General features: G+C 41.3%; 26 protein-coding genes. 8 read left to right on the forward strand and 18 right to left on the reverse strand.

The features are described 5' to 3' along the window. Nucleotides 1-9: 9 nt before the first annotated feature. The 3 genes from B1F84_RS14375 to B1F84_RS14385 are packed head-to-tail and all read right to left on the reverse strand — an operon-like array spanning nt 10 to nt 2,236. Complete coding sequence (locus tag B1F84_RS14375) at nt 10-999, reverse strand: COX15/CtaA family protein (protein ID WP_131691802.1); 990 nt, start codon at nt 997-999, stop codon at nt 10-12. A 12-nt stretch (nt 1,000-1,011) separates the two neighbouring features. Next, on the reverse strand, nt 1,012-1,506 hold the full coding sequence (locus B1F84_RS14380) for a transmembrane cytochrome oxidase associated protein (protein WP_131691803.1): 495 nt from the start codon (nt 1,504-1,506) through the stop codon (nt 1,012-1,014). Further along, on the reverse strand, nt 1,496-2,236 hold the full coding sequence (locus tag B1F84_RS14385; RefSeq protein ID WP_131691804.1) for an SURF1 family protein: 741 nt from the start codon (nt 2,234-2,236) through the stop codon (nt 1,496-1,498). Before B1F84_RS14385 ends, B1F84_RS14380 begins: the two co-directional genes overlap by 11 nt. A 12-nt stretch (nt 2,237-2,248) precedes the next feature. Here B1F84_RS14385 and B1F84_RS18080 point away from each other — a divergent pair, with 12 nt between their 5' ends. Further along, nucleotides 2,249-2,560, forward strand: a complete 312-nt coding sequence (locus B1F84_RS18080; RefSeq protein ID WP_131691805.1) for a DUF2909 domain-containing protein — start codon at nt 2,249-2,251, stop codon at nt 2,558-2,560. Here B1F84_RS18080 and B1F84_RS14395 read toward each other — a convergent pair. The 5 genes from B1F84_RS14395 to lexA form a co-directional block, all read right to left on the reverse strand. Then, nucleotides 2,460-3,335 carry a cytochrome c oxidase subunit 3 gene (locus tag B1F84_RS14395; protein WP_010392387.1) on the reverse strand — a complete coding sequence of 292 codons (876 nt, stop codon included), beginning with the start codon at nt 3,333-3,335 and terminating at the stop codon, nt 2,460-2,462. The genes B1F84_RS18080 and B1F84_RS14395 overlap by 101 nt on opposite strands. 35 nt (nt 3,336-3,370) lie before the next feature. Next, on the reverse strand, nt 3,371-3,901 hold the full coding sequence (locus B1F84_RS14400; protein WP_131691806.1) for a cytochrome c oxidase assembly protein: 531 nt from the start codon (nt 3,899-3,901) through the stop codon (nt 3,371-3,373). Further along, a complete protein-coding gene (gene ctaD, locus B1F84_RS14405; protein WP_008114160.1) occupies nt 3,901-5,493 on the reverse strand; it encodes a cytochrome c oxidase subunit I in 1,593 nt (530 codons plus the stop codon). Before ctaD ends, B1F84_RS14400 begins: the two co-directional genes overlap by 1 nt. Beyond that, nucleotides 5,493-6,635, reverse strand: a complete 1,143-nt coding sequence (gene coxB / locus B1F84_RS14410) for a cytochrome c oxidase subunit II (RefSeq protein ID WP_008465602.1) — start codon at nt 6,633-6,635, stop codon at nt 5,493-5,495. Before coxB ends, ctaD begins: the two co-directional genes overlap by 1 nt. 471 nt (nt 6,636-7,106) lie before the next feature. Continuing rightward, entirely contained in the window at nt 7,107-7,724 is a 618-nt protein-coding gene (gene lexA / locus B1F84_RS14415) for a transcriptional repressor LexA (protein WP_008114166.1), read from the reverse strand. A gap of 188 nt (nt 7,725-7,912) precedes the next feature. Between lexA and B1F84_RS14420 the strand changes: the two genes are divergently transcribed. After that, on the forward strand, nt 7,913-8,356 hold the full coding sequence (locus tag B1F84_RS14420; RefSeq protein ID WP_008114168.1) for a PaaI family thioesterase: 444 nt from the start codon (nt 7,913-7,915) through the stop codon (nt 8,354-8,356). A gap of 1 nt (nt 8,357) precedes the next feature. On the opposite strand, the gene B1F84_RS14425 is transcribed toward B1F84_RS14420, so the two are convergent. Then, nucleotides 8,358-8,738, reverse strand: coding sequence for a hypothetical protein (locus B1F84_RS14425; protein ID WP_008114170.1), 381 nt, complete (start codon nt 8,736-8,738; stop codon nt 8,358-8,360). Nucleotides 8,739-8,936: 198 nt separating this feature from the next. Between B1F84_RS14425 and B1F84_RS14430 the strand changes: the two genes are divergently transcribed. Next, nucleotides 8,937-9,647: a hypothetical protein gene (locus B1F84_RS14430; RefSeq protein WP_131691807.1), complete on the forward strand. Its 711-nt coding sequence runs from the start codon at nt 8,937-8,939 to the stop codon at nt 9,645-9,647. A gap of 91 nt (nt 9,648-9,738) precedes the next feature. After that, the gene (locus B1F84_RS14435; RefSeq protein WP_008465604.1) at nt 9,739-10,392 is read left to right on the forward strand and encodes an endonuclease; all 654 of its coding nucleotides are present in this window, start codon (nt 9,739-9,741) and stop codon (nt 10,390-10,392) included. An 8-nt stretch (nt 10,393-10,400) separates the two neighbouring features. Here the strand turns inward: B1F84_RS14435 and hmpA are convergent, their stop codons facing one another. Both hmpA and B1F84_RS14445 read right to left on the reverse strand, forming a co-directional pair. Further along, nucleotides 10,401-11,582, reverse strand: a complete 1,182-nt coding sequence (gene hmpA / locus B1F84_RS14440) for an NO-inducible flavohemoprotein (protein WP_131691808.1) — start codon at nt 11,580-11,582, stop codon at nt 10,401-10,403. Nucleotides 11,583-11,602: 20 nt separating this feature from the next. After that, nucleotides 11,603-12,835: an NnrS family protein gene (locus B1F84_RS14445; RefSeq protein WP_131691809.1), complete on the reverse strand. Its 1,233-nt coding sequence runs from the start codon at nt 12,833-12,835 to the stop codon at nt 11,603-11,605. 428 nt (nt 12,836-13,263) lie between these two features. On the opposite strand from B1F84_RS14445, the gene norR reads away from it, so the two are divergent. Beyond that, nucleotides 13,264-14,829 (forward strand): nitric oxide reductase transcriptional regulator NorR, encoded by a 1,566-nt coding sequence (norR, locus tag B1F84_RS14455; RefSeq protein WP_131691811.1) that lies wholly within the window; start codon nt 13,264-13,266, stop codon nt 14,827-14,829. Between the two features lie 3 nt (nt 14,830-14,832). On the opposite strand, the gene B1F84_RS14460 is transcribed toward norR, so the two are convergent. Further along, nucleotides 14,833-15,729, reverse strand: a complete 897-nt coding sequence (locus B1F84_RS14460; RefSeq protein WP_008465609.1) for a LysR family transcriptional regulator — start codon at nt 15,727-15,729, stop codon at nt 14,833-14,835. 117 nt (nt 15,730-15,846) lie between these two features. Between B1F84_RS14460 and B1F84_RS14465 the strand changes: the two genes are divergently transcribed. Beyond that, nucleotides 15,847-16,413: an NAD(P)H-dependent oxidoreductase gene (locus tag B1F84_RS14465; RefSeq protein ID WP_008465610.1), complete on the forward strand. Its 567-nt coding sequence runs from the start codon at nt 15,847-15,849 to the stop codon at nt 16,411-16,413. A 7-nt stretch (nt 16,414-16,420) separates the two neighbouring features. On the opposite strand, the gene B1F84_RS14470 is transcribed toward B1F84_RS14465, so the two are convergent. Then, nucleotides 16,421-16,864 (reverse strand): TerB family tellurite resistance protein, encoded by a 444-nt coding sequence (locus tag B1F84_RS14470; RefSeq protein WP_008114187.1) that lies wholly within the window; start codon nt 16,862-16,864, stop codon nt 16,421-16,423. A 140-nt stretch (nt 16,865-17,004) separates the two neighbouring features. On the opposite strand from B1F84_RS14470, the gene B1F84_RS14475 reads away from it, so the two are divergent. Further along, the gene (locus B1F84_RS14475; RefSeq protein WP_008114189.1) at nt 17,005-17,340 is read left to right on the forward strand and encodes a hypothetical protein; all 336 of its coding nucleotides are present in this window, start codon (nt 17,005-17,007) and stop codon (nt 17,338-17,340) included. 65 nt (nt 17,341-17,405) lie between these two features. Here the strand turns inward: B1F84_RS14475 and B1F84_RS14480 are convergent, their stop codons facing one another. After that, the gene (locus tag B1F84_RS14480; RefSeq protein WP_131691812.1) at nt 17,406-18,002 is read right to left on the reverse strand and encodes a hypothetical protein; all 597 of its coding nucleotides are present in this window, start codon (nt 18,000-18,002) and stop codon (nt 17,406-17,408) included. Nucleotides 18,003-18,223: 221 nt separating this feature from the next. Here B1F84_RS14480 and B1F84_RS14485 point away from each other — a divergent pair, with 221 nt between their 5' ends. After that, nucleotides 18,224-18,517: a hypothetical protein gene (locus B1F84_RS14485; protein ID WP_131691813.1), complete on the forward strand. Its 294-nt coding sequence runs from the start codon at nt 18,224-18,226 to the stop codon at nt 18,515-18,517. A 53-nt stretch (nt 18,518-18,570) separates the two neighbouring features. Here the strand turns inward: B1F84_RS14485 and leuD are convergent, their stop codons facing one another. From leuD to leuA, 4 genes are read right to left on the reverse strand one after another with little or no spacing between them, the layout of a single operon-like run. Next, nucleotides 18,571-19,170 carry a 3-isopropylmalate dehydratase small subunit gene (gene leuD / locus B1F84_RS14490; RefSeq protein WP_131691814.1) on the reverse strand — a complete coding sequence of 200 codons (600 nt, stop codon included), beginning with the start codon at nt 19,168-19,170 and terminating at the stop codon, nt 18,571-18,573. After that, nucleotides 19,170-20,570 carry a 3-isopropylmalate dehydratase large subunit gene (gene leuC, locus B1F84_RS14495; RefSeq protein ID WP_131691815.1) on the reverse strand — a complete coding sequence of 467 codons (1,401 nt, stop codon included), beginning with the start codon at nt 20,568-20,570 and terminating at the stop codon, nt 19,170-19,172. Before leuC ends, leuD begins: the two co-directional genes overlap by 1 nt. Before the next feature lie 56 nt (nt 20,571-20,626). Continuing rightward, entirely contained in the window at nt 20,627-21,703 is a 1,077-nt protein-coding gene (gene leuB, locus B1F84_RS14500) for a 3-isopropylmalate dehydrogenase (RefSeq protein ID WP_131691816.1), read from the reverse strand. Continuing rightward, a complete protein-coding gene (leuA, locus tag B1F84_RS14505) occupies nt 21,700-23,253 on the reverse strand; it encodes a 2-isopropylmalate synthase (protein WP_131691817.1) in 1,554 nt (517 codons plus the stop codon). The genes leuB and leuA overlap by 4 nt, the downstream gene beginning before the upstream one ends. Between the last annotated feature and the right edge of the window lie 77 nt (nt 23,254-23,330).

Here is a 23,330-nt window from a genome sequence, read left to right on the forward strand (position 1 = left end):
GATTCCCCTTTAGGTACGGACTTTTAGGTAATAACATAACCTAACCATAGTTAATAACAGTATGGCAGCCATTAAGTTATGCGCCAGCGCAACACTGATCGGAAAGTGAAAATATACTACAGCTAACCCCAACGCTATCTGGCAAAATAACGCTACCAATACACTCACTGTGCAGCTTTTAATTTTTTGTGAATAGGCATGGCTGTATATTCGCCACATAACGAGTGCCAACACAATACAAGTGACCAATGCCCACATACGATGCAGTAAATGAATAGACATACGCGCTTGTTGTGACAACACGCCAAACTCATAATTGCTGTGCTCTAACGGTAGCTGAAAAACACTACTGAGCGAAAACGGCTGAGCATAGCTACATAGCGGTAAACCATTACAATGTGGCGCGGCATAATTAGCCGCTAACCAGCCACCTAAGGCGATTTGTAAAATAAGTACCGTGAGCGCCACCAAGCTTAGTTTAAAGTGAGGTTTTGCACCTGCGTCCCCCCCCGTAATTGGCTGGCTAGTCAGCCGTAAGTACAACAACGTTAATAACGCCAAAATACTAAACCCTCCGAGTAAATGCCCCATCACAATAAGCGGCTGCAGGTTCATAGTCACCGTCCACATACCTAGCGCGGCCTGAAAAATAACAAGCAAAAGCAGTAGCATCGGTAATTTTACAGGCGTAGTTGGATACTGGCGTTTTACAAAAGCCAAAATAAACAACACTAAAATTAATACCCCCAGCGTGCCGGCAAAATAGCGATGAATCATTTCTTTCCATGCTTTTGCTGTTTCAAATATCATATCGGGGTAGCTTTGAATCGCATGCGCAATCTCGGCTTCATGTTTTGGTACGGTTAAAAAGCCATAACAACCAGGCCAATCGGGGCAACCAAGCCCTGCGTCACTTAAGCGCGTATATGCGCCTAGAGCTACCACAATTAATGCGAATAAACTCGTTGCTAATACCAAATTTTTATAGTTTTTATACATAGCAGCCTCTACTTAGCTTGAACGAGAGTAATTAAGTAATTTTTTTAGATCTTTTAATAATCCCTTTTGTATCAAACGGTTTTCTTGTGGTTGAGGGTTAAATGGATATTCCAGCACTATCAGTCCCATATGGTCTATTAAATACAAACTCGCGGGTCTTAACTGCTGTTGTGCAGCAATCATATGCCAATGCGGCTTCGCTGCTTCGGGTTCACCAATTATCGCCATATCTACTTTGTGTTGGTTTTTGCCAAGGGCAACATATAAATTATCTAAAGCGGCGAGCTGCTCAGAGCAAGGCTCTTTACATTGTGCTGAATAATTTAAAGCAATGGTCCATTGTTTTGGATTATGCTGCTGCCAATTGTCTAGCTTAATTTCACGTTTTAAAAACTCACCATGATTAGTAATTGCTGTAGGTAGCCAATCAAGTTTTAACGCGCTGTAAGCCAGCACTAATGGGATAGCGCAACATACTACAAAGAGCAACAGGGGTTTATTTTTCATTATCTATCCTCTTCTTGCTTGCAAAAATAGCAACTACCACACAGGCAATTGCAATTAGAAACCACTGTACTGAGTAGGCATAATGTTTCTCTGGACTCATCACAACAGCTTCATAATGGGGGGCCGCAATCTCATCTTCGTCGCCTTGGCGATAGGCTATAAAATCCACTAAAGTTCGCTGGGATTGGCTACTGAGAGCTTGCAGATCAATGATTTGAACTCGTTTAGCTAAATCTGACTGAGTATTGCTATTAGCTAAGGTAAAGCCACTTAAATTATCTTCTTTAATTTGTGCCGTTAACGTAAATTTACCACTAGGTATTGTCACGTTTGGTAGGATTTCTCTTGAGCGGCCGGCTTTTACCCAACCTAAATTAACTAATAAAAAGCGCGACTCATCAGGTAATTTTAATAATGTCAGTAAGTCGTATCCAACCTGACCATTATAAATTTGGTTATCGAGCAGCCAATAATTATTGGTATCAAAATAACCACTCAGCGAAACTAATACGCCGGTTTTATTCCACTCTTTTGGCAGTTGTTGCAACTGTGCCCAGCTCATAACTCCTTGCTGTTGAATATTTTCAATGGCATTAAGCTGCTGTTGCTTTTGATCTGCGCGCTGTAATTGCCAAAACCCTAAACGCATACAAACTAATACCACAATAACAACCAGGCAAACTGTGATTATTGAGCTAAGCTTTTGTTTGTTAAATACAACTAACTGCATAGGGTAAATCCAGTGATTATTAAAATTATTATTGTTCTACTGTTATTATTTATATTGTTTAATTTATTTCGTGCTTTATTTATTATGGTGTCGGGAAAAACCAATGGACGCCCCATGTCTCACTTTTTAGGGCGTCGAGTGTTATTTTCTGTTGTAGTGTTAGTGATGGTAATTGCCGCACTAAAGCTCGGTTTAATTACGGCAAATCAATCACCTTTGCCCACTACAGTACATATACAAAAACAAACAAACATAGCCAAACAACATCAACAAAATGCCAGTACCACGCCGCAGCTTGAAAGGCGAAGTGCTTATTTTTTGTAAAGTGACCTTTTAAAATCCGTAGGAAAACGATTAATAGAATAATGGTACCTAAGGTGACATGCATACCGTGAAAACCGGTTAGCAAAAAGAAGGTATTACCGTAAATTCCCGCATCAAGGGTTAAATTAAGGTCATTATAAGCATAAATATATTCTTCTACTTGGAGCCCTAAAAAGCATACTCCCAGCAAAATAGTTACGCCTAAAAACACCTTAAGTGGAGTGCGTTTGTTATTTTCCATCGCTACATGAGCAAAATGCAGAGTTACCGACGACGCTAATAAAATAAGGGTATTTATCAGTGGTAACCCTTGCCAGCCCATTGCTTGCGTAGAGGTGCCCCCTGGGGTATTTAACAATGGCCACACAGCCTCAAAAGTAGGCCATAACACTTCGTTAGTCATGGCGTTGTTATCGGCGCCTCCAAGCCAAGGCACAGAAAACATGCGGGCATAAAAAAGGGCGCCAAAAAAGGCCATAAAAAACATGACTTCTGAAAAAATAAACCAGCTCATACCTTGCCTGAATGAGCGATCCATTTGTGCAGAATATAAACCTTGATGAGACTCTTCAATCACATTTTTAAACCAGCTAAACAGCATATAAAGCAATACGGCAATACCCACATACAGTAAGTAAACACCACTGCCTCCCTCTTTACCCATATCCATAACTGTTAAGGCTGCCCCTACCGCAATAAAAAATAGCGCCACCGCGCCAACTATTGGCCATGGACTTTGATCAGGTACGTAATAATGTTCATATTTTTGATTCATTTCATTTGCTCCTAGTTTTTCACTAGTTTTATAAGCTAGTTATTACTGGCTACTAACTTCTCGCTAATATCAAATACGGTATAAGACAGAGTTAACTCCTCCACATCACTAGGTAACTCAGTATCAACATAAAAAAGTAATTTAAACTCTAACTCCTCGCCAGCCTTCAAAGGTTGCTGGTCAAAGCAAAAACACGCTATTTTGTGTAAATACTTAGCCGCTTTACCCGGCGCTACCGAGGGTATCGCTTGCATCACTTTGTCTTCATTACTGTTGTTTTTAGCGCTAAACATAACCTCACGCATGGCCCCTGGTTTTACATCTACACTGTATTCTTTAGATTTAACCTCAAAAGGCGCACCACTTTGGGCATGGGTGGTAAAACTAACGCTGACCTCTCTATTCTCAGTAACCAAGGTACTTTGCTGTGCTTGTTCTAACGAGGGCTTACCATTAAGCCCCGTTATATCGCAAAACACGTCATATATAGGTACCATGGCAAATGCAAAAGCAAACATTGCAATGCAAATAACCACCAGCTTTTTTAATAACGGTAGATGACTCATTATTTAATATCCGGCGGCGTTGAGAACGTATGGTAAGGCGCTGGTGAATCAACTTCCCATTCAAGCCCTTCAGCTCCATCCCAAACTTTTGCAGGCACTTTATCGCCCCCTTTTGCACATTTATACACAACGACAACAAACAGTAATTGCGATAAACCAAAGGCAAACCCACCTATACTAATAATGGCGTTAAAGTCAGCAAACTGCAGTGCATAATCTGGAATTCGACGTGGCATACCGGCTAATCCCACAAAATGCATTGGGAAAAACAGCACATTTACACTTACCAAAGACAACCAAAAATGCCATTTTGCCAAGGTAATATTGAACATATTTCCGGTCCATTTTGGCAGCCAATAATAAGCCCCTGCCATAATAGAAAATACCGCGCCCGTTACGAGTACATAATGAAAGTGTGCAACCACAAAGTAAGTATCGTGGTATTGAAAATCAGCAGGCGTAATAGCCAGCATCAATCCCGAAAAACCACCTAAAGTAAACAGCACAATAAATGCGATACTAAATAACATAGGCACTTCAAAGCTAATAGAGCCACGCCACATAGTTGCTACCCAGTTAAATACTTTTACGCCGGTAGGTACCGATATCAACATAGTCGCGTACATAAAAAACAACTCACCCGCCACGGGCATACCAGTGGTAAACATATGATGTGCCCACACGATAAAGCTCAACAAGGCAATCGAGGAAGTGGCGTACACCATAGAGGCGTAACCAAATAGTTTTTTACGTGAAAAAGTAGGAACAATCGTAGAGATAATGCCAAAGGCAGGCAAAATCATAATATAAACTTCAGGATGACCAAAAAACCAAAATATATGCTGGAACATTACCGGATCGCCACCACCAGCGGCGTCAAAGAAGCTGGTCGCGAAGTATTTATCGGTGAGTACCATAGTAACTGCACCAGCAAGTACCGGCATTACTGCAATAAGTAAAAAAGCCGTGATCAGCCATGTCCACACAAATAACGGTAGCTTCATCCACGTCATTCCAGGGGCGCGCATATTCACTATGGTTACCACCACATTAATGGCTCCCATAATCGAACTAATACCCATAATATGCACCGCAAACACAAACATTGCTGTGTTGTCGTTACTATAAGTGGTGGAAAGCGGAGCGTAGAAGGTCCAACCAAATGCAGGGCCGCCACCAGGCATAAACAGTGACGCTAGCAGAATTAAGAACGCAAACGGTAAAATCCAAAAACTCCAGTTGTTCATTCTCGGTAATGCCATATCTGGCGCACCAATCATTAGCGGGATCATCCAGTTTGCCAATCCAGTAAATGCAGGCATTACTGCACCAAATACCATGATCAGTCCATGCACTGTGGTCATTTGGTTAAAAAAGTGTGGATCAACTAACTGTAAACCCGGCTGAAATAGCTCAGCCCGGATCACCATGGCCATTGCTCCACCAATTAAAAACATAGTGAGTGAAAAAATTAAATATAAGCTGCCTATGTCTTTATGGTTGGTTGTAAATAACCAGCGTTTAAAGCCAGTAGCGGGTTGATGGGCATGATGAGCCTCATTGGTATTAGGTTGTTCTGCAATGCTACTCATTATTTAGCCTCCCCATCAGCATCCAGTGCCGCTTGTATTTCGCTTGGTTGAATTACCTCTCCGGTGTCATTACCCCATGCGTTACGTTTATAAGTAATAACGGCTGCTATCTGCTTAATAGATAATTGCTTGGCAAAAGACTGCATCGCTGTACCAGGCTTGCCATAAAGTAAAATATCGATGTGACCTTTAATATCACCTACCACTATTGGACTGCCTTTAAGTGCAGGAAAAACCCCTGGCAGGCCTAAACCTGTAGGTTGGTGACACGCAGCACAGCTCGCCATATAAACTTGCTCACCCAGTGCCATTAACTCTTCTTTTGGTACTACTTGGTCAAGTAGCGCCGCACTTTCGGCGGCCGCTTTTTGTTTAGCTTGTTTAGCCTCTGCCAACCACGTTTTGAAGTCTTCTTCTGTTTTTGCTTCTACCACAACAGGCATAAAGCCATGATCTTTACCACACAGCTCTGCACACTGCCCGCGGTAAGTACCTACTTCATTAATATTGGTCCATGTTTCATTGATAAACCCCGGATTTGCATCTTTTTTAACAGCAAAATCAGGTACCCACCATGAGTGAATCACATCATCTGAGGTCATTAAAAAACGTACTTTTTGATTAATCGGTAGCACCAGCGGCTTATCTACTTCAAGTAAATAGTTCGGGTTTTTATCGGCAAGATTCGTTATTTCATTTTGAGGAGTCGCTAACATTGAATAAAACTCAACGTCCTCCCCCATATATTCGTAATGCCACTTCCACTGTGATCCAGTAATTTTTATGGTGATATCAGCTTTGCTGGCATCCTCCATGGCAATTAGGGTTTTAGTCGCAGGAATGGCCATAACAATTAAGATGACAAAAGGAATAGCAGTCCAGAGTATTTCTACTTTGGTGCTTTCATGAAACTGGGCAGGGACAGCCCCTTTAGATTTGCGATGATGAATGAGTGCCCAAAACATAATGGCAAACACGATCACCCCAATCACACAACATATTAAAAATATAGTCATGTGTAGTTGGTATACATTATTACTTATATCAGTTACGCCTTTACGCATATTATATTGGCTATTAGCAAGCACATTTTGCGAAAAAACTAACAATATAAGCCACAAGGAAGAACTCAGCTTACCCATGTGACGGCTCCTTTGATGCTATTGCTGACGCAAAGCGAAGGGACATACGACTTAAACGCCCATTCGTTATTTTTATTTTTTATAAGGGTGCTGGAGTTATTAAATGTGTGTGCTCAAAACGACTACGCTGTGAGTTATTTTTATTCCAGCTCTTTAATAACTAGTTAAAAAATAAACAATAAGCAAGGTGAGTATGAAAAATAAACAAGGGGTTACTTAAAAAAGTGCAGCAAAAAAATAGTCACTAATTAGTTAGTTAACCTAAGAGTCAGAGGTGGTAAGGGGTAGCTTGAATAACAGCGGAAAAAATATAAAATTTTATGATTTAAAAATAATTAGGATAAATTTATTTATATAAGTATTTAGCGATGTTATTTACAATAACAAAAGCGATTAAAAAGCAGTACCATAAAAATAATACAAGTAAAATCAGCGCCTAATTAATATTAAGCGCTAAGTTATGTTTAACTATCACATCCAGTCAGCGTTACGAATAACACCTACCGCTAAGCCTTCAATATTGAAAGATTCATTTTCCAAGTCGACTTCAATTGCCGAAAACTCGTCATTTTCAGCATGCAGTAATACTTTTCTGCCGGCTTTTTCTAGGCGTTTAACCGTAACATCATCATCCACTCGAGCAACAATAACCTGACCATTTTCAGCCACTTGAGTTTTATGTACAGCGAGTAAGTCGCCATCCATAATACCAATATCTTTCATACTCATGCCGTTAACACGCAGTAAAAAATCGGCCGCAGGTTTAAACATTAAAGGGTCAATTTTACAGTGGCTTTCAACATGCTGTTGCGCCAATATTGGCTCACCCGCAGCAACCCGACCAATTAAAGGCAAGCCTAATTGCTCTGGCTCTTCTTCTTCAACAAGCTGAATGCCGCGACTCGCACCCGGCTTCATTTTAATTACACCTTTTTTAGCCAGTGCTTTTAAGTGTTCTTCTGCAGCATTTGCACTTTTAAAACCCAGTGTTTGTGCAATTTCGGCACGTGTAGGAGGCATACCAGTGTCTTTAATAAACACTTTGATAAGTTCGAGTATTTGCGCTTGGCGTTTTGTTAATGGTCGCATACAACTGGTTTTCCATACAGTACAATTAACTGTGAGTATATACAGTTATTTAAAAATCGCAAATATAAATTAAGACCTTATAAGTCATGATGGCTAAACAATAAGATGCTTTAAAACCGCAATAATAAATGTAATTATTAGCAGTGCATTATCATATTAATTCTCAATTACTTATCCAAGGAGCTAGCATGAGTATTTGGCACCAACCAATTACATTAGAGTTTTGTAAGCAATTAGATCAAGGGATCACTGGCCAAGGCACGCTCATGAAGACCATGGGAATTGAAATCAGTGAAATTGGTGATGACTACTTAGTCGCCACTATGCCAGCCATACCTGAGCACCATAATCCAATGGGTATAGTGCATGGTGGTGCCAATGTCGTGCTTGCTGAAACAGTAGCAAGTTATGCCGCTAACTTTGTGGTTGATTTCAGTCGATTTTATTGTGTTGGGCAAGAGATCAGCGCAAGCCACTTAAAAGCGTCACGCAACGGCACATTAACCGCCACCGCAAGGGCTTATCATATAGGTAAACGCAGCTCGGTTTGGGATATTAAAATAACCAATAGCCGCAATGAGCTTTGCTGCGTATCAAGAATGACCGCAGCCGTAGTCGAGCGAAAAGGTTAAATTACTTTTCCAGAGGGTAAATAGTAACTTCAATGCCTGCGCCAATTGCAGATATGCGTAACAAGGTATCTGCATGCAAGGCCTGATTAAAACATTTTGGCGACGTACCAGACTCAAACCCCATATCAAACGTTCTGCGAGAGCAACTTAACCATTGCTTTAATGCATTGCGTGAACACGACTCGATTAACTCACACAAGTGATTAATTGCTTTATCGGGTGTGGTTATTTCACCAGCCACCTCAATGCGTGCCAGTTGGCGGTATTCGTCTTTATCATAATGTAAAATGGTTGCGACCTTTTTTAAATCAGCAACTAATACGCTAATATCTTGCTTTGACTCAAGCTCTAGATCTACATTTAAAAATTGAATTTCCGACATACAGTTGTGTTACCCCACTTAAATTTCACCGCAAACTTTAACCTAATTTTGCATTTATACCAAATCAACAGCTTATAATTTATTTAATTCCTTTATTAAGCTGCAAGTATTAAAGTAACGGTTAATACAGCTATTAACCTAATGATAGCTAGCTCCATTAGGTACCTTGCACAAAAAATAATAATAATGAGAAAGCGAATGAACAAACGCATTTTTAAAACAGCCCGTAAGCTGCATAAATGGCTAGGCTACTTTTTAGTAATACAAATTTTTGCATGGCTGCTTGGCGGTTTATTTATGAGCGCCATGCCACTTGAAAAAGTACACGGTAAACACCTTGCAAACCGCCAACTAGAAAACCCTTTCAGCCAAGCCGATTACACAGCCTCACTTGATAAAATTATTGCAAATACACCACAACCCCAACAAATTAATTATAGTCATTTTTTAAATATCCCAGTAATTACGGTAACTACAGCAAGTAAAATCTATAGTTTTAATGGTGTAACCGGCAACCCACTCCCACCACCAAGCAAGGCACAAATCATCGCTAATGCCCAGGCTCACCTTTTAATTAAAGCAAACGTTATAAGCACAAAAAATCTGGCAACCAGTTTTAGAGAAGCCGGGTTTAAAGAAAATATTTGGCAGGTTAATTTTAACGATATGTTTAGCACCAGCTTATATTTTAATGCTGATAACGGCGAGTTCATTACAGTTCGCAGTAATATTTGGCGAGTGTTTGACTTCTTTTGGATGCTACATATTATGGATTACGATGAGCGCGAGGATTTTAACAACCCGTTACTTATTAGTTTTGCTGCCAGCAGTGTATTTTTTAGCTTTACTGGTTTTATTTTATTACTGCAAAACATCCGATTCAGAACAAGAAAACGTCAGCTATCCTGAGCTTTTAAGTGGATTCGGTTGAAAACTGATTTACCATTTAGGTTATTCACTCTAAAATCGCAGCTCCTGTAGTTCACTAAAGTGATAGGATATGCCGCATTTTATTTTTGCGTTATTGCTTTGCGTTGTCAGCTTTAATCTAAATGCTGAGCAATTTACTCGTTTTTCCAGTGCTAAAAAACACTTAATTAAAACCTTACCAACGGATGCAAAAAGTATCTATTGTGGTTGCGACATAAAACGTAAAGGCAAAAAGTTAGTACCCGATGCAACCCATTGTGGTTATGTGCCACGCAACACATTTACCCGCTCAGGTAACGTGAATCAACGCGCTCTACGAATAGAATGGGAACATATTGTACCCGCTTGGGAGTTTGGTCATCAGTTACAATGCTGGCAAAATGGTGGACGCAAAAATTGCCGTAAAGTAAGTGCAAAGTTTCGCATGATGGAAGCTGATATTAACAATTTAGCTCCCGCAATCGGTGAAATTAACGCTGATCGTTCAAACTATCGCTTTGGCATGTTAGCCCAAAATGCTAATCAATATGGTCGCTGTGAGGTTAAGGTTAATTTTAAACAACGCGTTATTGAACCGCCGGTTTATGCACGTAAACGTATTGCCGATGCATACGCTTACATGCAAAAAACTTATGGTTTAAAAATATCAAATAAACAACAAAAGCTGTTTAATGCGTGGCAACAACAAGCTTATGCCGCAAACACCGACAGTAAAAAGCTGTAAACTTATGTTTATAATGCTTGGTGTGGTCCAAATATTTCGTAATGAATATTCGCGCTCTGTACACCTAAATCAAGTAGTTGGCCTTTTACATAAGCCATGAACGAAGCTGGTCCACACAAATAAAATACACCCTCACTAATAGGCAGTGATGCCTCAAGCACAGATAAATCCATAAGCCCTGTGTAATCACATCCCTCACCACCTTGATTAAACCAGGTTAAGGTTTTTAGTTGTGGATACATAGCCGTTTGCTGAGCTAGGTAGTCTTTAAATGAATACTCAAGGCTATTTTCACACGCGTGTAAGTAACTAATCGCTTGATTAGTATTGCCACTCAATAGCGTTTGCAGCATAGCCATCATTGGGGTTTGGCCAACACCTGCAGAAATAAGCACAACGGGGCTTGTTGCATCTTTCAAAAAGAAATCACCTGCTGGTGGGTATAGCTCTACTAGTGCGCCCTGCTCTAGTGAGTGTAAATAGTTAGACACCACGCCAGGCTGTGGTTGGCACTCTTTTTTAACGCTAATACGATAGTTTTTAGCATTGCTCTTTTGCGAAATAGAATACTGGCGGATCTCTTCATATTCAGCCCCCTCAGGCTTAACTTTAATGCCAAGATATTGTCCTGGCTTGTGGGAAATAACAGCTTTGCCGTCTAAAGGTGTGAGGATAAAGCTGGTTACAAATTCAGACTCAACATGTTTATGAGTAATTTCAAACTTCCGTGTACCTACCCAGCCACCATGATTATTTTTACTGTGTGCATACAACGCTGCTTCTTCGGTAATACAAATATCAGCCAGTAGGTTATAAGCTTCTCGCCATGCGTATTCAACATCAGCTGTAAACTGATCAGGAATAAGCTCTTTAAGTGTGCCGATCAAATGCGCCCCTACAATAGGGTAGTGTTCGGGTAAAATATTCAAGCTGGTATGCTTATGGTTAATTCTAGCTAATGCCTCTTTTAACACGGCTAAATTATCAATATTTTGCGCATACGCAGCCAAGGCATTAAATAATGCAAATTGCTGACGACCCGTTTCTTGGTTAGTCATATTAAAAATATGTTTAAGTTCCGGGTTATGGCTAAACATGCGCTTATAAAAATGATCGGTGACGGCTGTACCCGCTTCTGCAAGTAATGGAGCTGTACTTTTTACAATCTCAATAGTTTTTTCAGATAACATTTTGGTTTCCTATGGGTGAACTAACCACGACGCCCATCAACACGACGCCGCGTTAATATAGGAGTGCAGTGAATTAAAAATAATAAAAAGGCCAGTAACCAAAGCACAGCACTGATCTGCCAAGCTAGGTGTGGCCCAATAAAAGACGGGAGAAAAGCACGAATAATTGCGGCACTAAACACCAATGCAAATGCAAGATTCATAAAACCAGGAATACTAAGTGAGCGACCGGTATGTCCTAGTGATACCCGTGTCATCATGGCTAAAATCATCATGCCGATACCACCAATAGTGATAAAATGCAGAGCGTCTTTAAACAGTATTGCACTGCTGTAAAAACTGATTGCCACTAACATTAAACCTATACCTAAAGCTAAATACGCAAAGTGTAACGACCATAATAATGGGACTTTTAAGACTTGCTTGTTCCACCAGCAAACACCGCGAACTAAATGCAAAAACGCTGCACTCATCACAACTAGTGTCGGGTTAATTACAGTGAAAAATAATTTACTAATAAAAAATAATGCTATCGCCAATACCGATAAGTATAAAATAGCTTTATCTATGTTTGGTGTGCGTACCTGCTTAGATAAGCCCAGCCCTTTGGCAGTAAAAAAGGGTAATACACGCCCAGCTACAACCCCCACCAACAAGCTTATAACCAGTACTGCGGTATCAACCATCGCCAGCGCTAGCTGCGTTTGGTTTTTTAGCACTAGTATTAAATACAACATATTGAGCGTACATAAAAATGAAAGAATAAATAAAAACAAGTAGTTGCGTTTACTGCTCGCTTTTATCAACATGCTGGCTAACACTATAATTACCGAGAGCCACCAAATAACTTGTAAAATCAGTACCGCATAAACATTAAACTGATCAATGCTAGGCACAACTACAAAAAAACTAAGCCGTGCACTAAGCCATATTAGGCTAAGCCACATCAATGGTTTACCGTTAATACTTGCAACACCGGTCCATGTTTGTGCTGCAGTAAGTAAAAAGCCAGCCACAACCACGCCCGCAAAACCAAATAACATTTCATGTGCATGCCACAAATTAGCAGGCATAGCTAAATGCCACTGTGCATCGCCACTTAAAATAAGTAACCAATAACCCACAGATAAACACGCTAGTGAGCCACCCGCTAAAAAAAAGGGTCTAAACGCCAACATCCATAATGACCATTGCGATACTTGATGAAATGCGACCTGCGCTAGCATAGGTTCGGCTAAATTTATGGGCTTCATTAGCGCCCCTCCTGCCCCAGCCCATGCTGCGCCACACAGCGCAGTACGTAACTCACTTTGACAATAGCCGCGAGGACAATCGTGCTAATGTGTGCAAAAATTTGTACCGGTATCGAAAAATAGCCTGCATAGGGATAACTTATTAACAGCGTAATCAACACCCCAAATACGCTAATACATAGCACCTTATTTGCATGAGATAGCAAACGGTAATACAGAGAATTAGACTCCACTGAATAATTAACCTGCTCTAAGAAAGTACTGCCCATAACAACCCCAATAACTGCTTTCGTTATTTTGTCATTACACAGACCATGCCAATTAAATAAACACTTTAAATTCAATGCATTATTTAATTTCACTTTACAAAAAGAGTCTTTATGACCTACTATAAAAACCAATAAAATACACTAATAGGTCATTTTGACATGAACCAACAACTCAACCTGACTCAAGTTGCCTTGGAGCTTGCACAAAGCACCTTACATGCGCACAGTTTCGAGCAACTTTTAGCCACGGTTGAACGTGTTATTCCAAGTGATGCTAGCGCCTTGTTAATTCGCCAAGGCGAGCAATTAAAGCCTTTAGCGATTAAAGGTTTAATGCCTGATAGCTTAGGCAGGCGTTTTAATATTGCAGAGCATCCTCGTCTTGATGCTATTTGTAATCACCGCTTGGCACTGCAATTTGCACATGACTGCCCGCTTCCAGACCCATATGACGGCTTACTACTAGCTAAAACCGGTGATATTCCAGTGCATGCCTGCTTAGGTTTACCGCTTTACGATAAAGATTCGCTGCTTGGTATTCTGACCTTTGATAGCCTAAACGCTGATGCGTTTGACGGCATTACCGCTGATACACTCAACACCTTACAAACCTTGTGCAGTGCGCACTTTAAAACCGCCCTAGAGCTTGCCCATTACAAACAACATGCCCAGCACTCAAGTGAATTAGTACAAGCGTTAAACCGTGAGGCACTTAAACGTGATGGTGGTGAAATTATTGGCCAAAGCCCAGTAATACAAACGCTTAAAAATGAGATAAAACTAGTTGCGGCATCAAACTTTAGCGTCCTTATTTTAGGTGATACTGGGGTTGGCAAAGAATTGGTGGCGCGTAATATTCACTTGCATTCAGCACGTAAAGATCAGCCATTAATTCATTTAAACTGTGCGTCTCTGCCTGAAAACCTCGCCGAAAGTGAATTTTTTGGCCATGCAAAAGGCGCCTTTACGGGTGCGCAAAATGCTCGCCAAGGTAAGTTTCAATTAGCCGATGGCGGTACCTTATTTTTGGATGAAATAGGCGAGCTACCACTGGCAATGCAAAGTAAATTACTACGGGTACTGCAAAGTGGCGAAGTACAAACCGTTGGTGAAGATGAACTTAAATATGTTGATGTTAGAGTGATTGCAGCCACTAACCGTGACTTAAAACACGAAGTTGAACAGGGACGATTTCGCGCCGACTTATACCACCGCCTAAGTGTGTACCCGCTGAGTGTGGCGCCGTTAAAAGCCCGTGATGAAGATGTTATTTTATTAGCCGGTTATTTTTTGGAAAAAACAGCTCGAAAGCTTGCCATTAAACAGTTAAAACTCAGCATTGAAACGCAATTACTGCTTAAAAAATATGACTGGCCTGGCAATGTAAGAGAGCTGGAACATGTTATTAATCGCGCCGCATTAAAAGCTAAACAGTATCAATGGCAACAACCAATTATTACTATTGAGCCAGAGCATTGTGAGCTAAATTTAAGCGCTATTAATACTTTTGCACTTGAACACTCAAACCAGCTTGCAACCACACCTTTGGCAAACAACATTTCGTTAAAGCAAGCCACCGATACTTACACTCAGCAACTTATTATACAGCAACTTCAACAGCATAATTATAACTGGGCAAGCACAGCCCGTAGTTTGCAGGTCGACCGCGCTAACTTAACGCGGCTAGCCAAGCGCTTAGGTATTTCAGTTAAAAAATCAATCTAATACTTAACTTAATTTACGCTGCTTAAAATAAGTTTTTAATAACTGACTAAACGCTTGCACTTTCGCAGTACGATGCACTAAATGATGCGTCACTAACCATAAGTCAGTAGGCCAACTTAGTTCGTTAGGTAATACAGGGACTAAATCAGGGTATTGCGCTGCAACATCATGCTGTAATCCGCCAATCCCTAGCCCCTTAACGATGGCGCGAGTGGCCTCTGAGGTTTCTGATACTCTAAGTTTAACTTGCGACGGAGGAATATTTTCATCAACCCATGCAAAATAAGGCACTTTGCCATTATAACCAGCAACTCCTGACACAAAATTATGCAGCGAAAGTTGTGCTAACGTTTGTGGCAAGCCATAACGATTTATGTAGTGTTTTGAAGCATAAAACCCTGACGAGAGTGCCGCTAAATGCTGAGCAATATAATCACCTTCATCCGGTCTGGGCCCTGCTCTTACAGCGATATGCGCTTGGCCATGGTCTAAACGCAAACGCTTTTGATCCATAATCACTTGTAATTGCACTTGCGGATGCAAGGTTTGAAACTGCTCGCATACCTCACTTAATACATCAATAAAGCCACTCACAGTGGTAAGTAACAAACTACCTTGTAAGGTGCTATCTGCAGCAATTATATCGTTATGTAAGCGCTCTAGCTCACCATTAATTGCTTGTGCTGTGGTAAATAACTTAGCGCCAATCTCTGTGACTTTGTAGCCACGAGCATGGCGATGGAATAATCGCGCATTTAAGCTTTTCTCTAAGTTATTTATTCGCCTGAGCACTGTACTGTGATGAACATCTAGCGCTTCGGCTGCTGCAGTTAAAGTGCCTAAACGCGCCACTTCATAAGCAACCTTAAGATCTTGCCAATCATCAAATTGAATTGCCATGGTAACCACTTTTCAAGTTGTGCATATACGCACATAAGTTTTGCGTTTATTTGGCTTTTCTGCAAGTAATTATTTGTTAAAGTCACTGCTATACACAATCAACATTAGGATCAGCTCATGACTACACCAAAAATTATTGCCCTAGCAGGTAGCTTACGTAAAGACAGCTTCAATCAAAAACTTATTAATGAAGCAGCGCGTTTTGCTTTAGAAGGTGGCGCTGAAGTGGAAGTGATTAAACTTGCAGACTTAGCCATACCTATGTTTGATGAAGATCTCGAGGCACAAGGCACACCTGCCGGCGTACAACAATTAAAAGACAAGCTACGCACAGCCGATGGTATTTTATTGGCTAGCCCAGAATATAATGGCTCTATTACTGCGGTGTTAAAAAATGCCATTGATTGGGCATCGCGCACCGAACAAGGCGCAGAGCCAGCATTTGCAAATAAAGTAACCGCGTTATATGCAGCGTCACCAGGTGGGCTTGGCGGCTTACGTGGTTTAAATCATGTGCGTGATATTTTATCAGGCATTGGCAGCTTAGTATTAGCTAACCAACTGGCAGTACCGGCTATTCATACTTTATTAGACGAAAACGGCCGTATTAACGACCCCGCTACCGCTGAAAAAGTGGCCGGCCTTGCACAGCAGTTAGTTAGCGTAGCAAGTAAGCTAAAATAAGCAGTGGCTATAACTTTGTTGCTGCAAGCTTTGCAGCAATAAAGTCTTCATGGGTAACATACAACAAGTTTGCAACGCGACGAATAACGTATTCTTCTTGTGGATCAAGTTCACCGTCTGCGTACGCTAAGCGCCAAAGCAGTTCAACTATTTCAATGCGCTGCTTTGCACTGCATTGATTATTAATTTGCTTTGAAAATTGAAAATAATCAATGGCATCATCTAAACTTGAGCTTGCTTGTTCGGTTAACTCATCAACTGCTTCATCAGTTAAATCAAAATATTTTTTTAATGTCAGACTTAGCGTATGTTGTTCATCTGCCTGTAAGTCGTTATCCGCTCGCATAACCTCAATTAATAACGCGGCAACCGCTGTTTTTAAATCATGTTGTTCAATATCATAATCTTGCTGATCAATACTCGAAAAAAGCTGTTTAATTTGTTTGAACATCACATTTCCCCTTTTTGGGTGTTAGACTTATATCATAACGGGTGTAATAGGTATGCTGATCACACTACCCAATATCAAGATGGAGTTAAAGGTTTATGAGCAGAAAAGCCAATCATTATCTATATGGAAGTATTAGCTGGATGTTATTAACAGCATGTTTGAATGTGTCGGCAGAGCAAGCTGAAATGCAGCGACTATATGACTTTGATGAAAAGGTGCATTACAAACAAACGCAAATAGACACTAACAACTATCACCTAGAAATACAGTCTGACGACTACTCGCACTTTAAAAACCAAAGTGTTTTTTTATTGCGCCACGCAAACCGTTTATGTCGCGATAATCCTTTTATGTTAAAAGTAACCGAAGGTGTGCAAGAGTATGAACGTTTTCCAACTAAGCCACGCGCTTATCAGCCACCGCTCAGTGTATTTGTGCAGTGTGAAATGCCTGCAGAAAAAACCTCAAAAAAATAACACCTCGTTATTTTCAGTAAAACCACTGAGTATTAAAATAGCCTGTGGTTTTACTGAAGCTGAATTTAGTTAACGCTATATCCCCACGGCGCAGCCGGTGGTGTGATAGGTTTAGTTAAATCAAAATCCACACGGAATTCGCGACCTTGGCGAATAAGTCTATAAGTGAACTGTTCAGGGTAAATATACATTTGCCATGTATTGCCAACAGATTGTGGTATGCCTTGGCTAACAAATAACTCTTTTGAATACTGATCAGCAGGGAATGATTGCATATTAGTAAAACCCGCATCCAAAGTATGACCGCCATACATAGTAGACACATCATCACTGCCATCTTTATGGCGATGATCGTGCTTTAGACTCAACCCACTGCCCGTTTTAGTAATGATCCACGTACGTGAGGCGTCATCACCCACATGAAACGGAACTTGTAGCTCACGTTCATTACACTTACGCACATGCATAACTAACTTTTTATCGGCAAATGAACTCGGTCCTGTGGCGTTATCAACCGTTACTTTACCCTCAAAAGCTTTACCGCAATGTGCTGCTATGTTGTCAAAAAAGCCATCATGGCTTGGAATTGAGACTAAAGGCGCTGGGCGAGCTAATGCAGCGGTTGATGCAAGCATTAGTGCTGCAGCTGTTAATAATTTCATAATGTATCCCTAAACATGTAAAAAATTAGCTTAGCGTTTAAACAAACACAAAGACAGTAATCACGATGAACAGCAATAAAAAATAAAACTAGGAATAGATCTTTGCTTTAATTAATTGGTTAAAAATATCGCTTGAAAGAGTATAAGAAATTAAATATCGTTGATTAATAAAGGTAGGTAATTAAACACAAACTCAGTTTTAGCACGGAGCACATATATAGATGGAGAACTATATCGGCCTAGTAATCATCGTATTACTATTAATTATTCAAAATCGCTACACTTTGCACATATATCAATATCTTGCTAAGCATTATCCAGAACAATGGGAAAAGCTATCACAAAATTCATTAGGCGGTTCACCCTATGCCAATCTTGCTGAGTCATTTAAAGATGGTTTTTTTTCGACAATCAATGACTCAAAAGTAGTTCACTATCACAAATTTAAAACCCTCAATTTATTAGTAATGGTAATTATTGCGTGTACAGGCCTGTTGCATGCATTCTTAACATAAAGTAACAAAAAAAGCGCAACCTAAGTTGCGCTCAAGTTTCATATGTAAAAGTGTTACTGCCAAGGACGCTCAGCGGCAAGTTTTGCTTCAAACGCATCAATTTGCGGATTCAGGGTCTCGGTTACACCGATAAAGTCTAAGCCACTTAATAAACGCTCTTTCACGTCTTTGCGAATATCAAAGCTGATTGGCGCAAATTTATTGCTGCGCAATTGCTGGTTTTCTAAATCCACATCAATGTGAATATCGTCATGCCGCTCACTTAACACAAATAACTCTTCCAGCGTTTGCGCTGGCAATGCAATAGCAAGCATTTGGTTATTACCACAGTTATTAAAGAAAATATCAGCAAAGCTTTCAGCCAAAATCACTTCAAAACCATATTGTTTAAGCGCCCATGGTGCGTGCTCGCGTGATGAGCCACAACCAAAATTATCGCGCGTTAATAATATTTGCGCACCTTGGTAACAAGGACGATTTAAAATAAATTCAGGGTTTGGCTCGCCATTATCTAAATAACGCCAATCGTAAAATAGCGCAGCATCAAATCCATCACGGCTGGTTGAAGTTAAAAACTGCTTAGGAATAATTTGGTCGGTATCGACATTGTTTTTATCAAGTGGGGCCATTAAGCCGCTAAAATAAATGCTCATTAGGCTTCTCCTCTAATATCAACAAAGTGGCCATGTATTGCTGCTGCTGCCGCCATTGCAGGACTCACTAAGTGTGTACGCCCGCCTCGCCCTTGGCGTCCTTCAAAATTACGGTTAGATGTAGATGCACAGCGTTTACCTGCGCCTAAACGGTCGTCATTCATTGCTAAACACATAGAACAACCCGGCTCACGCCATTCAAACCCTGCAGCTTTAAATATATCGGCAAGGCCTTCATCTTCTGCTTGCTGTTTAACCAAACCTGAGCCCGGCACAATTAATGCCTCAACGCCAGCAACCACTTGCTTGCCTTCAACAATTTTTGCTGCGGCGCGTAAATCTTCAATGCGACTGTTGGTGCATGAGCCAATAAATACTGTGTCTACTTTGGCAGTTGATAACTTATCGCCCGCTTTTAAACCCATGTATTTAAGTGCACTACGAATAGCATCAGCTTTAATTAAATCGGTTTCTTTGTCTGGATCTGGAATACATTCGTCAACGCCAATCACTTGCTCTGGGTTAGTCCCCCAGGTGATCTGTGGTTGAATATTAGCGGCATCTAGTTCTACCTCTAAGTCAAAGGTTGCGCCATCATCAGTTTTTAAGGTTTCCCAGTAGGCAACAGCGGCATCAAAATCAGCGCCTTTTGGTGCAAACGGGCGCCCTTTTAAGTAGTCATACGTTACCTTGTCTGGGGCAATTAAACCGGCCTTGGCACCCATTTCAATACTCATGTTACATAGCGTCATACGCGCTTCCATTGATAACGCTTCAATGCCTTCACCACAAAATTCAGCCACATAACCCGTACCACCAGCAGTGCCTAGTTTACCTATAACCGCCATAATTAAATCTTTAGCCGTTACTGTTGGGCGTAACACACCGTTAATTTGAATTTTTAACGACTTAGCCTTTTTTTGCTGTAGCGTTTGCGTAGCTAATACGTGCTCAACTTCTGAGGTTCCAATACCATGGGCAAGCGCTCCAAACGCGCCATGGGTTGAGGTATGGCTATCGCCACATACTATGGTGGTGCCTGGCAAAGTAATCCCTTGTTCTGGGCCAATCACATGCACAATACCTTGGTTTACTGAATTTAAGTCGTACAGCAAAATGCCAAATTCTTTGCAGTTTGCATCCAGTGCCATTAGTTGATTTTTAGAGACTTCGCTGGCTGCATCTAATGAACGGCTTTTAGTTGAAACATTATGATCCATGGTGGCAATGGTTTTTTCTGGACAGCGCACTTTACGATTTTTTTCACGTAAACCTGCAAATGCTTGTGGTGACGTCACCTCATGTACTAAATGACGGTCAATATAAAGTAAATCGGTTTGCTCATTAATGCTGGCAACCGTGTGTGCTTGCCAAATTTTATTGTATAAGGTTTGGGCCACTTGCTAACTCCCTGATCTGATTGAGCCACAGCCTAACGGTGCTGTGGCTTTAATAATTAAATACGTGAAACGATGGCTGCTGCAACATCGTTGGTGGTATAGCCGCCCTGCGGATAAATATCAGGCGTCCCCACTCCTGCTTCAACCGCCTCTGCGACTGCTTTTTCAATAGTGCGCGCCGCTTCATCTTGTCCTAACGAATAACGTAACATTAATGCGGCACTTAAAATTTGTGCAATAGGGTTTGCCACCCCTTTCCCGGCGATATCAGGCGCTGAACCACCCGCGGGCTCATACAAGCCAAAGCCTGATTGATTTAAGCTAGCCGAAGGTAATAACCCCATAGAGCCGGTGATCATCGCGCATTCGTCCGATAAAATGTCACCAAATAAGTTATCGCACAGCAATACATCAAATTGGCTAGGTTGTTTAACTAGCTGCATCGCTGCGTTATCTACATAAATGTAATCTAAGCTCACCTCAGGAAAATCTTTACTGACTTCAGTGACTACTTTACGCCACAGTACACTTGATGCTAAAACATTGGCTTTATCAACCGAGGTTACGTGATTGCTGCGCAATTTAGCGGCCTCAAAAGCAAAGCGTGCAATGCGCTCTATTTCTTTGCGTGAATAGGTTTGGGTATCAAATGCTGTTTCTTCTGCCCCTTCGCCACTGCGGCCTTTCTCACCAAAATAAATACCACCCGTTAGCTCGCGCACACACAAAATATCAAAGCCTTTTTCGCTAATATCAGCACGTAGTGGTGATGCAGCGCTTAATGCGGGTAACAATTGAGCAGGGCGTAAGTTACAAAACAAACCAAAGTGCTTTCGCAGTGGTAACAATGACGCGCGCTCTGGTTGGTCATTCGGTGGTAAATGCTCCCACTTAGGGCCGCCCACGGAGCCAAATAAAATAGCATCGGCGTTTTCACAGGCTTTTAAAGTTGTATCAGGAAGTGCTTTGCCAAATTCATCAATGGCTGCGCCGCCAATCGCGTGATGCTCACGGTTCAGAGTAAAACCAAATTTATCACTGACTGCGTCAAGTACTTGCTCTGCAGCTGCTATAACTTCTGGGCCAATACCGTCGCCTGCTAATACGGCAACGCTGTAATGTGTTTTACTCATCCTGCTTTCCTTTGTTGTTTTAAATCAGACACTTTTTGTGCTCGATAAATTAAGTTATAAACCCGAACCATAGCCCGTACTGAGGCTTCGACCACATCGGCCGCAATACCGGCACCGTGGTAAGGACGACCATCATATTTAGCAATAATATTAACTTGCCCTAATGAGCTGGCGCCTTGGCCGGTGGCCTCTAAATTGTATTCAATCATTTCAACACTCATACCTGTTAAGCGCTCAATAGCAGCAAACGAAGCTTCAACTGGACCATTACCTGTGGCCGCTTCTTGTTTTGCTTCGCCATCAATCAGCAAGCCTATGGTTGAGCTGGCCACCGATTGTGAATTAGACGCAGAGTTAACAAACTCTAACTGGTACTTTTCGTCTTTGTCGTTAATTTGATTAAAGTAAATCATGGCCTCTAGGTCGTAGTCGTATACTGTGCCTTTTTGGTCAGCCAGCGCAACGAAACTTTGGTATAAGCTATCCATGTCGTAATCTGATTTTTGATAGCCTAATTCTTCTAAGCGGTGTTCTATAACATGACGGCCTGAACGTGAAGTCATGTTTAGTTGATTACTTGGCACACCCACACTTTCTGGTGACATAATTTCATACGTGTTTTGCGCTTTTAATACACCGTCTTGATGAATACCTGAGCTGTGAGCAAACGCATTTTCGCCAACAATCGCTTTATTTGGCTGTACCGGCATATTACAAATTTTGGACACTTGACGAGAGGCGCGATAAATTTCTTCGCTTTTTATGTCGGTATATACGTTTAAGTGGTCTTTACGCATTTTCATGATCATTGCCACTTCTTCAAGTGAACAGTTACCCGCACGCTCACCTATACCATTAATGGTGCATTCGATTTGGCGTGCACCGGCTTGCACTGCGGCCACGGAGTTGGCAACGGCTAAACCTAAATCGTTGTGGCAATGCACACTTAAACGTGCTTTATCAATATTTGGCACGTTATTCATTAAATGACGAACCATTGCTGCGTATTCATCTGGAGTTACAAAACCGACGGTATCTGGCAAGTTAATTGTTGATGCACCTGCGTTAATTGCTTGCTCAACAATTTTGCATAAATCCCAGTGCGGTGTACGCCCAGCATCTTCACAAGAAAACTCAACATCATCGGTATATTTACGCGCTAATTTAATAGATTTAACAGCCATTGCAGTGGCATCATCAAGGCTCATACGCAACTTGTGTTCAAGATGAAGCGGGCTGGTGGCAATAAAAGTATGAATACGGCTTTGCTGTGCAGCGCGCAGCGCATCGCCACAGGCCTCGATATCTTTGGCAACCGAGCGAGCTAAGCCACAAATAATAGGGCCTTTCACCTCGGTGGCAATACGTTGCACTGAGCGAAAGTCAGCTGGGCTCGACACCGGAAACCCCACTTCCATTACATCCACATTTAAGCGGCTAATGGTATGCGCTAGTTGAACTTTATCGTCTTCTGTTAGGCTTGCTTTTAGTGCCTGCTCACCATCACGTAAAGTGGTATCAAAAATCCATACTTTATCTTGCTGTTGCATAACTGCCCCTCAATTGCTGTATTACCCAAATTTCGATTTATCCCTGCAGCGAGATAAAAAAAACCCCGCGGTTGCGG

Origin of the sequence: Pseudoalteromonas sp. DL-6 (assembly GCF_004328665.1) — a bacterium.
Lineage (GTDB): Bacteria > Pseudomonadota > Gammaproteobacteria > Enterobacterales > Alteromonadaceae > Pseudoalteromonas.